Raw genomic sequence first — 10,293 nt, forward strand, 5'->3', positions numbered from 1 at the left:
ACCCCAACCCGAGCGCATAAACGCCGTTTACGCGCATGCTCCCGCGAGTCCAACGTCCAACCGCGCCAAGCGGGCTTAGTTCAGCACCCTCCTAGTCGTGGTCGGCGTGGTCGTGGGAGCTCCGGTCGTGCTGGTGCGGGCGATTCTCGTGTGATCGGGACGGGGGGTGCGGCCTGCTCCCGTGGTCGTCGCCGACGCTCCGGGATTCGCTGCCGCGATCCGACCGGTGCGGGAACTCGCGGTCCGAGCGGGTCGCGCTGCTCCGACCCGGGTCGATCCGCTGGTCTGTGCGGGACGCGTAGGAGGCCCAGCCGTCCCGGACCCGAGCGGCCGAGTCGGAGCTTCGGGTCCGTGAGGAGGCCGAGGCGGACCGCTCGGAGTCGTCGTGCGCCGCGCGCTCGGTGGCCGAACGCGGGGCCACGTCACGAGTGCGCGGGTCTGCCGAGGCCGACCGACCCGGCTGCCGTTCGGCGTCGTCGTGGGTGAGGGTGGACTCGCGCGCGACGGCCTCGCGTGCGGCCTCCTCCGACGAGCCGCCGGTGGACCGCGATGCCCCGGCCCGCTGCTCCTCGGCGACGGACTCTGCGCTGTGCCGCTCCGTGGTGCCGCGGACGGCGTCCCGTCGATCACCGGAGGTGCTCGATCGCTCGACCACGTCGTGCGTGCCCGCGGCGGACGGGGCGGCCGTGTCCGGCGCACCGGAGGACACGGCCTTCCCGGTCGGCGTTGCGGCGGGCGCGCCGGTCGCCGAGGCCGCCTCGGCCGCGGCGCGACGGTCGGCCGCGTGCAGCGCCTCCTCCACGTACGGTGCACCGATCCCGCCGGTCGTCGTCCGGGCCGCAGGTCCCGCAACCGCGGACTCGACTCCCGGCGCCTCCGGCGTGGAGGGCGCCGCTCCCCCGGCGAGACGTGCCGCAGCCAGTCCACCCATCTTCATGGGCGCGGCCGGAGCGGAGCTGCTCCTCTCACCGGCGAAGCCGCCGAGGCCGGCGACCGGCACACCACTCAGCCCCGCGAGCCCTGCTGCTGCGGAAGCCGAGCCGCCCTCGCCACCGGCCGACCCGCTCACGCCCTCGACCGGCACACCTGGTGCCACGAGCCCTGCCGGGACCGAGCCGACGACAGAGCCGCCCGCACCGGCCATCCCCATCGGTACAGCGGCCGCTGCCGCCGCGGCCACAGGACCCTCGACCGCAGGCGGCGCTTCGGCAGCCGCACCGGCGGCTCCCGCCAGCACCTGCGCAGGCGAGCCGGCCGGCGAGACAGCTCCGGGCCCGGCCGGCGCAGCGGCGGCGGCCGCATCGAGCGCCGCTGCGAGCACCTGAGCGGGCGAGTCCGCCAGGGAGACCGCTCCAGGCTCGGCGGGCGCAGCAGCAGCGACCGCATCGACAGCAGCCGCCAGCACCTGCGCAGGCGAGTCCGCCGGGGAGACCGCCCCGGGCCCGGCAGGCGCAGCGGCAGCGGCCGCCTCGACCGCGGCCGCCAGCACGCGAGCAGGCGCATCGGCCACGGCCGGCTCCGCAGCCGCGGGCTCGGTCTCGGTAGAGGGAACCGACACAGCGGGTCCCGCAGCGGCCGGCGCGGCCCCGATCCCCCCTGCACCCGCGGGTGCGCCCGCGGCAGCCGGGCGAGGCGACGCAGCCACACCGTCAGTGCGCGCGGAGGCGGGTGGGTCGGCGGCCGAGGCGGCCGGGCCCGAACCTGACCTCGTTCCCGCCCCCGCGACCCCACCCAGCTCGCGGACCACGTCGTTCCCGCCGTCGCGCAGCGCTCCCACGCCCCGGCCCGCGGCCGATCCGAGGGCATCCACGCCGTCCGAGGCACCGGACCCGACGGACTTGACGCCCTCGCCGGCACCCTCGGGCAGCGCGCCGGCCGCTCCGCCTACTCGGCCTTGTCCGGCCTGGTCGAGGGCGTCGCCGGCGCCGGTCGCCGTCGCGCCGGCCCCGTCGCCCACGCCCTCGGCGGTCGACCCGACCGCCTCGCCCCCGCCCTCACCGACCGCGGCGACGGCCTCCCCGGCCCCGCGCGCCCCGGATCCGACGGCCCGTCCGGCACCCTCGCCCGCCGGTCCGGCCCCGGCGACCCGGCCGACCGATCCGACCGCGCGGCCGGCGTCCTCCCCGGTCCGGCCCACGCCGTCGCCGGCGGCCCGCCCGGCCCGGCCGACCCCGTCGCCGGCGCCGCGCCCGGCGGATCCGACCACCCGTCCGGCCTCGCGCCCACCGGATCCGACCGCGTCGCCCGTCTCCCGACCGAGCGACCGCACGGCTCCACCGGACCGGGCTCCGCGCCCACGGTCCCGTTCCGCGGTCTCGTCGACCGGGCCGCGCGGGTCCGGCGGCCCGCTCGTCCCGACGACCGCGGCCGGCCGGTCCTCCTCCTCGTCGCGGGCCTGCGCGACCGGGGGCCGGGTGTGCAGCCCGGGCGTCGGGCCCGGTGCGGGTCGCCCCTCGGCGGCGTCGAGCACCTCCGCGGAGACGCGGTCGGTGCGGGCCTCCTCCACGGCGGGATCGGGCAGCGGCGTGCGGGAGGCGGTGTCGACGCCGGTGCGCAGCGCGTCGACCTGCTGGCGGAGGCCGTCGCGCTGCCGGATCCGCAGGTCGCGCTGCGCCGCGAGGGCGGTCGACCAGGCCTGGTCGCCGGCCGGGTCCTCGGCCAGCAGCTTCTCGATCGCCGCGAGCTGCGCCTCGGCGCGCTCCAGCTCGTCCGCGCTGCGCTCCAGCTCCCGGTAGCTCTCGAGCTGGGCCTGCAGCGTGGCGCGTTGCCGTTCGAGGAGCTGGCGGCGCTGCTGCAGCCGCCGCACCGCGGAGGGCGGCGTGCCGGCGCGGGCCGCCTCGCTGGCGTTCCACGTCTGCTCGGTCCGCGCGAGGACGTCGAGCTGGCGGTTCACCCCGACCAGCAGCAGCTCCGCACGGCTCGCCCACTGCTCGGTCGACGTCGGTCCCGCGACGACGCCCTGCGGCGCCGGCCCGGCCGACGACGCCACGGTCAGCGCGTACCCACCGACCAGCACCGCCGTGGCCGCGAACACCGCGACCGCACGACGGCGACGGGCGAGCACCCGCGTCCAGCGTGACCGCCCGGCCGGAGCCGGCGGACGCGGTCGCGGGACGACGACCGCCGCGGACGGGCCCGGGAGCGCCGGCTCCGGAGCAGCGGGCTCCGGCTCGCGCAACCACGGCAACGTCTCCACCACGCGCGGATCCTGCGCGGCGTGGGCGGCCGCCCGGCGGAGCCGGCGCATCGCCGCCCGGTGCGCCGTCGAGCAGTACTTCCGTTCCGGGCGACCGACGACGGGTTCGATCGCCGCACCGCAGCCGGGCAGCGCACAGACCACATCGGACGGCTGTCGACCTGCGTCCCCGTCGGCCCGCGGACCCACCACCCGGCACCCCCTCGCCCCGGCGGATGATCATCCGCCGCCGGGGAACGAGATGCTACGGCGCAGGATCCGGCGACCGTCCTCATCGGAGCGGAACCGCTCACGGCCGGTCAGCGACGCCGCCGCGAGCTGCTCCGTTCCGCTCGCCCCCGGCACCCGGTCGCCGCGAGTTGATCACGGTCCGCGACGCGCGGCGACCCCGCGGAAAGTCCCGGACACACCACACCGCCCGGTCCGGTGAAAACCGGGCCGGGCGGTGTGAGCCGAATGCGGCGGGTGGGATCAGTAGGTCGGCTTGTCCGGCTCGACCTGCTTGACCCAGGCCAGAACCCCGCCGCCGACGTGCACGGCGTCGGCGAAGCCGGCCTTGTGCAGTACCGCGAGGGCCTCGGCGGAACGGGCGCCGGACTTGCAGTGCAGCACGATCGGCTTGTCCTGCGGCAGCTCGGACAGCACCTCGCCCGACAGGATCCTGTCCTTCGGGATCAGCTGCGCGCCGGGGATGTTGACGATGTCCCACTCGTTCTGCTCGCGGACGTCGATCAGCGCGAAGTCCTTGCCCGCGTCGATCATCTCCTTGAGCTCGAGCGCCGTGATCGTGTTGCCGGCCGCGGCCTGCTGCGCGTCGTCGGACACGGTCCCGCAGAACGCCTCGTAGTCGATCAGCTCGGTGATCTTCGGGGTGTCCGGGTCCTTGCGCACCTTGACCTGGCGGTAGGTCATCTCGAGGGCGTCGTAGATCACCAGCCGGCCGAGGATCGGCTCGCCGATGCCGGTGATCAGCTTGATGGCCTCGTTGACCATGATCGAGCCGATCGACGCGCACAGCACGCCCAGCACGCCGCCCTCGGCGCACGACGGCACCATGCCGGGGGGCGGCGGCTCGGGGTAGAGGTCCCGGTAGTTCAGGCCCTGCCCGTTCGGGGCGTCCTCCCAGAACACCGACGCCTGGCCCTCGAACCGGAAGATCGAGCCCCACACGTACGGCTTGCCGGACAGCACCGCGGCGTCGTTCACCAGGTACCGGGTGGCGAAGTTGTCCGTGCCGTCCAGGATCAGGTCGTAGTCGGCGAAGATGTCCAGCACGTTGGACGAGTCCAGCCGCGTCTGGTGCAGGCGCACCTCGACGTACGGGTTGACCTCCTTGACGGAGTCCCGCGCCGACTCGGCCTTGGAGCGCCCGACGTCCGACTGGCCGTGGATGATCTGGCGCTGCAGGTTCGATGCGTCGACCTCGTCGAACTCGACGATCCCGAGCGTGCCCACGCCCGCGGCCGCCAGGTACAGCAGCGCGGGCGAGCCCAACCCGCCGGCGCCCACGACCAGCACCTTCGCGTTCTTCAGTCGCTTCTGACCGGCCATCCCGACGTCCGGGATGATCAGGTGGCGGCTGTACCGCTCCACCTCGTCCTTGGTCAGTTCGGCGGCCGGCTCCACGAGCGGCGGTAGCGCCATGTCCACAACTCCCTGCGCATCTTCAACGGTCCCTTGCGGCAACACGTCCGTCACCGGACATGTTCCCATCCCCGAGCGAGTCCCAGAACGCCCCGACGGCGGCGGCGACCCGGTCGGGGGTCTCGATCTGCGCGATGTGCCCCACGCCGTCGAGCATCACGAGGCGTCCGTCCGGGAAGGCGCGGGCGGTGCGGGCGGCCAGCCGCGGGTTGACCAGGCGGTCCCGGTCGCCCCACACGACCAGCGTGGGGACCGCGACGCGGGCGGCGGCGCGCCAGAGGCCAGGCCCCATCCAGCTGCGGAACATCCCGAATGCGGACTGGTCGATCGCCCGCCCGGCCCACGGCTGACGGCCCCGGGCGCGGATCTCCTCCGCGGTCTCGTCGAGCCGGACCTCCGTGGCCCGGGCGGGGTCGCCGAAGCACAGCCGCATGGTCGCCTCGGCGCGGGCCCGCGGGGTCATGGCGGCGAGCTGGGCGCGGGCGCGGCTGCCCAGGCCGGGGATCCAGGCCAGGGCCATCCGCGGGTCGGACATCCGCCGGGGATCCGGCCGCCGGTCCGGCATCGCGGGCGAGACGAGCGTGAGCGTGCGCACCAGCTCCGGCCGCCGGGCGGCCACGAGCATCGCGACGACGCCGCCGAGGGAGTTCCCCAGCAGGTGCACCGGACGGCCGCGGCCCGCGAGCCAGCACAGCAGCGCGTCCGCGTGCCCGGCGGGCGTGTAGTCGCAGGACGGCACCGGCTCGGTGTAGCCGAACCCCGGCAGGTCGACGGCGGTGCCCGCGACCCGCGGCGCGAGCAGGCCCGCGATGTCCGTCCAGTTGGTGGCCGAGCCGGAGAGTCCGTGCACGTAGACGGCGTCCGCCTCGGCGGTCGGGTCCGCAGGCTCCCCCTCCGGCCCGTCCCTCGGCGTCTCCCGCACGTGCAGCGTCACACCGCCCGCGGTGACGTGCCGTCCCGGCCAGGCCGGCAGGTGCGCCGGCAGCGGGGGCAGCGTGCCGGGGTCACCGGGATCGCCCACCGGCGCCCGCGACGACGCCGGGGCGAACCGCGGGTGAACGAGCGGCAGCGAGAGAGAGACCACGCGTCGAGGATGGCAAGAACGGCGGGTTTCCGGCCACTCCCGACCACGGCAGCGCCGTCGAGGCTGGTCAGCGGGCCCGTGACGAGCCCCACCCCCGCCCCCGGGTCCAGCGCCACATACCCCCCGCTGGTATGTTCTACCCGCCGGGCGGAAGGTCGGCGGAAGGAAGAGGGCATGCTCACGGCGGTACGTCTCGGGGCCTACGTCGGGGTTCTCGGCGTGGTCTTCGGCGCGGCGTGGGGTGCGGGCTCGCTCGCTCGGCCGTCCGTCGCCCCCACCACCCCGGCCGCGGTCACGGCCGAGGCTCCGGCGGGGGCCCACACCGGCATGGACATGAGCTCCGGCACCACGGAGGCCCACCCGGGTACGGACGGCCTCGCCGCCACCGCGGGCGGGTACACGCTGGTCCCGGCCACCACGGCGCTCGTCGCCGGGCGTTCGTCCGACCTCGCCTTCGCCGTCACCGGGCCGGACGGGCGGGCTGTCACCGCCTTCACCCCGCGGGCGGACGGCTCGACGCTGCGGCTGCTCGTCGTCCGGCGGGACGGCGCGGGCCTGCAGGTCGCCTATCCCGAGACGACGGCGGAGGGCACCTGGCGGGCGCCCGTCCGGCTGCCCACCGCGGGGACCTGGCGGCTCCTCGCCGAGTTCACCCCGGAGGGCGGCGCGCCGACCGTGCTGGGCGCGGACGTCTTCGCGCCGGGCGACTTCGCGCCGCTGGAGTTCCCGGCCGCGCGGGCCGCCCAGGTCGGCGGCTACCAGGTGCGCATCGACGGCGACCTGCGCGCCGGCGCGGAGTCCGCCGTCTTCGCGACGGTGAGCCTCGACGGGCGCGCCGTCACCGACCTCGAGCCGGAGCGCGGCGCGTTCGGCGACCTCGTCGCGCTGCGCGCCGGCGACCTGGTCTACACCCCGGTCACCGCGCAGACCCGCGCGGAACCCGGGGACCGGTCCGGCCCGGGTATCGCGTTCACGACCACCGTGCCGACGGAGGGGACCTACCGCCTCTTCCTCCGGTTCCGGCACGCGGGTGAGATCCACACGGTGGACTTCACCGTCCCGACGACCGGCGCCGCCGCGACCACGACCGGAGGTGCCCGATGAGCGCGCCGACCACCCCGGGGGCCGGCACCGGGAACGCGCCCGACCTGCGGATCGAGCTCGCGATCGGCGGCATGACCTGCGCGTCCTGCGCCAACCGGGTCGAGCGCAAGCTCAACAAGATAGCCGGCGTCACGGCGTCGGTGAACTACGCGACCGAGAAGGCCACCGTCAGCTACGCCGAGGGCGTCTCGCCGGAGGAGCTGGTCGCCACCGTCGAGGCCGCGGGGTACACCGCCGAGCTGCCCGCGCCGCCGGCCGCGGCGGAGGAGCGGGAGGACCCGGCCGCGCGGCACGCCCGCGACCTGAGGGACCGGCTGGTCGTCAGCATCGTGCTGGCGATCCCGGTGATCGTGCTGGCGATGGTCCCGGCCCTGCAGTTCACCTACTGGCAGTGGATCTCCCTGACGCTGGCGGCGCCCGTCGTCGTGTGGGGGGCGCTGCCCTTCCACCGGGCGACCTGGACGAACCTGCGGCACGGCGCCGCGACCATGGACACGCTCGTCTCGCTGGGCACGCTCGCCGCGCTGGCCTGGTCGCTGTACGCGCTGCTGTGGGGCGGGGCCGGTGTGCCGGGCATGCGGCACCCGTTCGAGCTCACCGTCGCCCGCGGCGGCGGCGCCGATGCCATCTACCTCGAGGTCGCGGCCGGCGTCACGATGTTCATCCTGGCGGGCCGGTACTTCGAGGCCCGTTCCAAGCGCACCGCCGGGGCCGCGCTGCGCGCGCTGCTCGAGCTCGGCGCCCGCGAGGTCTCGGTGCTCCGCGGCGATACGGAGATCCGCGTCCCGGTCGAGCAGCTGACGGTCGGGGACCGGTTCGTGGTCCGGCCCGGCGAGAAGGTGGCCACGGACGGCGAGGTCGAGGAGGGGACGTCGGCCGTCGACCTCTCGATGATCACCGGCGAGTCCGTGCCGGCCGAGGTCGCCCCCGGCTCCGGGGTGGTCGGCGGGTGCGTGAACTCCGGCGGCCGGCTGGTCGTGCGGGCCACCCGGGTCGGCGCCGACACCCAGCTCGCCCGGATGGCCGCGCTCGTCGAGGAGGCCCAGAACGGCAAGGCCGCCGTGCAGCGGCTGGCCGACCGGATCTCCGGCGTCTTCGTGCCGATCGTGATCGCGCTGGCCGTCGGCACCCTCGGGTTCTGGCTGGGCAGCGGGGCCGGCGCCACGGCCGCGTTCACCGCCGCCGTCGCGGTGCTGATCATCGCCTGCCCCTGCGCGCTCGGCCTGGCCACGCCCACGGCGCTGCTGGTCGGGACCGGGCGGGGCGCCCAGCTCGGCGTGCTCATCAAGGGCCCGGAGGTCCTCGAGTCCACCCGCCGCGTCGACACCGTGGTCCTGGACAAGACCGGCACGGTGACGAGCGGGCGGATGCGGCTGCTGGAGGTGCACCCCGCCGGGCGGGAGACCGTCGAGCAGGTGCTGCGGCTGGCCGCGGCGGTCGAGGACGGCTCCGAGCACCCCGTCGCGCACGCGGTCGCCGCGGCCGCGCGCGAGCGGTTCGGCGGGCTGCCCGGCGTCTCCGACTTCGAGAGCCGGCCCGGGCTCGGTGTGCAGGGCGTGGTGGCGGAGCTCGCGCAGCTCCCCGGCCTGCCCGCGCCGATCCGTGCCGCCACCGGCACCTCCCCGGTCACGCCGGCGGGCGGCACCGGCCGGATCGTGGCGCACGCGGTCCTGGTCGGCCGGCCCGCGCTGCTCGCCGAGTACGGCATCGAGCTGCCGCCCGAGCTGGTCGAGGCCCGCGAGCGGGCCGAGGCGGCCGGACGGACCGCGGTCTGCGTGAGCTGGGACGGCCGGGCGCGCGGCGTGCTCGTCGTGGCGGACTCGCTCAAGCCGACCAGCGCCGAGGCCGTCCGGCGGCTGCGCGACCTCGGGCTCACCCCGATCCTGCTCACCGGCGACAACGAGGCCGCGGCCCGCTCCGTCGCCGCGGAGGCCGGCATCGACCCGGCGGACGTGATCGCCGACGTGCTGCCCGAGGAGAAGGTCGCCGCCGTGCGCCGGCTGCAGGCCGAGGGCCGCACGGTCGCGATGGTCGGCGACGGTGTGAACGACGCCGCCGCCCTCGCCACCGCCGACCTCGGGCTCGCGATGGGCACCGGGACGGACGTGGCGATCGAGGCGAGCGACCTGACCCTCGTGCGCGGCGACCTGCTCGCGGCGGTCGACGCGATCCGGCTGGCCCGCCGCACCCTCGGCACCATCCGCGGCAACCTGTTCTGGGCGTTCGCCTACAACGTCGCGGCCCTCCCCCTGGCGGCGCTCGGGCTGCTCAACCCGATGATCGCGGGTGCCGCGATGGCGTTCAGCTCGGTGTTCGTGGTCGCCAACAGCCTCCGGTTGCGCGGTTTCCGCAGCGTCGTCGCGGGGCACGGCCAGGGGTGAGGTCGGCGCCCGTCGGTGACGCGCCGCACGTTTCGCGGCACGCGCCGTCCCACGTGGGTGGCTACCGACGGGTAAGGTGACCCGGCACGACAGTGGTACCGAAGGGGAGCACGATGAGCGAGGCGGCAGCGGCGGCGTCCGGACCGACCCACATGCCTGCGCGCGGGACCCGGCTCTCGCGGAGCGCCCGCCGGGCCCAGCTCCTGGTGGCGGCGCGGGACGTGTTCGCGGCCCAGGGCTACCACGCGGCGGCGATGGACGACATCGCGGAGAAGGCCGGAGTCAGCAAGCCGGTCCTCTACCAGCACTTCCCCGGCAAGCTGGAGCTCTACCGCGCGCTGCTCACGACGTACGCGGACGAGCTGGTCAACCGGGTGCGGGAGGCCATCAACCGCACGCAGGAGAACCGCGAGCGCGTGCACGCCGCGGTGGCGGCCTACTTCGACTTCGTGGCCGGCGAGGGCCACGCCTACCGGCTGGTCTTCGAGTCGGACCTGCGCGGCGAGCCCGAGGCCGCGGCGCTGGTCGACGGCGCCCTCACCAAGTGCATCGACGCCGTCGCGGCGGTGGTGACCGAGGACGCGGGGCTCGACGGCGAGCGGGCCCGGCTGCTGGCCGTCGGCCTCGTCGGGCTGAGCCAGGTCACCGCGCAGTACTGGCTCGACTCCGAGCAGACGATCCCGCGGGACGAGGCGGTGGCGCTCATGTCCGCCCTCGCGTGGAAGGGGCTGGCGGGGTTCCCGCTGGTCCACGACCAGATCGCCCAGTAGTCCTGTTCCCGGACCGGCCGCCCCGAGAGCCCTGGGGCGGCAGATCGGAAGAGCGTCGGGTTGGGGAAGAGTGTCGGGAAATTCGTGTTGTTCTCGGTGGGGGGCGGTTCTTTA

The 10,293-nt window shown here is 75.9% G+C and carries 6 protein-coding genes; 3 read left to right on the forward strand and 3 right to left on the reverse strand.

What is annotated here, in order from left to right; all coding sequences use genetic code 11:
* Positions 1-91 precede the first annotated feature (91 nt).
* The 3 genes from AB0B41_RS41370 to AB0B41_RS41380 form a co-directional block, all read right to left on the reverse strand.
* Positions 92-3,247 (reverse strand): hypothetical protein, encoded by a 3,156-nt coding sequence (locus AB0B41_RS41370; protein WP_358212506.1) that lies wholly within the window; start codon positions 3,245-3,247, stop codon positions 92-94.
* A gap of 420 nt (positions 3,248-3,667) precedes the next feature.
* Positions 3,668-4,840 (reverse strand): adenylyltransferase/sulfurtransferase MoeZ, encoded by a 1,173-nt coding sequence (gene moeZ, locus AB0B41_RS41375; RefSeq protein WP_358212507.1) that lies wholly within the window; start codon positions 4,838-4,840, stop codon positions 3,668-3,670.
* A gap of 22 nt (positions 4,841-4,862) precedes the next feature.
* Positions 4,863-5,924 (reverse strand): alpha/beta hydrolase, encoded by a 1,062-nt coding sequence (locus AB0B41_RS41380; RefSeq protein ID WP_358212508.1) that lies wholly within the window; start codon positions 5,922-5,924, stop codon positions 4,863-4,865.
* Between the two features lie 174 nt (positions 5,925-6,098).
* On the opposite strand from AB0B41_RS41380, the gene AB0B41_RS41385 reads away from it, so the two are divergent.
* The 3 genes from AB0B41_RS41385 (at position 6,099) to AB0B41_RS41395 (ending at position 10,179) form a co-directional block, all read left to right on the forward strand.
* Positions 6,099-7,028, forward strand: a complete 930-nt coding sequence (locus AB0B41_RS41385) for a hypothetical protein (RefSeq protein WP_358212509.1) — start codon at positions 6,099-6,101, stop codon at positions 7,026-7,028.
* Positions 7,025-9,409, forward strand: coding sequence for a heavy metal translocating P-type ATPase (locus AB0B41_RS41390; RefSeq protein WP_358212510.1), 2,385 nt, complete (start codon positions 7,025-7,027; stop codon positions 9,407-9,409). The genes AB0B41_RS41385 and AB0B41_RS41390 overlap by 4 nt, the downstream gene beginning before the upstream one ends.
* 113 nt (positions 9,410-9,522) lie before the next feature.
* Positions 9,523-10,179, forward strand: coding sequence for a TetR/AcrR family transcriptional regulator (locus tag AB0B41_RS41395; protein ID WP_358212511.1), 657 nt, complete (start codon positions 9,523-9,525; stop codon positions 10,177-10,179).
* The last annotated feature ends 114 nt before the right edge of the window (positions 10,180-10,293 follow it).

This window comes from Pseudonocardia sp. NPDC049154, from assembly GCF_040648315.1.
In the GTDB taxonomy this organism is placed as follows: domain Bacteria; phylum Actinomycetota; class Actinomycetes; order Mycobacteriales; family Pseudonocardiaceae; genus Pseudonocardia.

Bases quoted from the DNA above. Each gene is read 5' to 3' on its own strand.
- AB0B41_RS41370 (WP_358212506.1), bottom strand. From the start codon at position 3,247: ATGCGCCGGCTCCGCCGGGCGGCCGCCCACGCCGCGCAGGATCCGCGC.
- moeZ (WP_358212507.1), bottom strand. From the start codon at position 4,840: ATGGCGCTACCGCCGCTCGTGGAGCCGGCCGCCGAACTGACCAAGGAC.
- AB0B41_RS41385 (WP_358212509.1), top strand. From the start codon at position 6,099: ATGCTCACGGCGGTACGTCTCGGGGCCTACGTCGGGGTTCTCGGCGTG.
- AB0B41_RS41390 (WP_358212510.1), top strand. From the start codon at position 7,025: ATGAGCGCGCCGACCACCCCGGGGGCCGGCACCGGGAACGCGCCCGAC.
- AB0B41_RS41395 (WP_358212511.1), top strand. From the start codon at position 9,523: ATGAGCGAGGCGGCAGCGGCGGCGTCCGGACCGACCCACATGCCTGCG.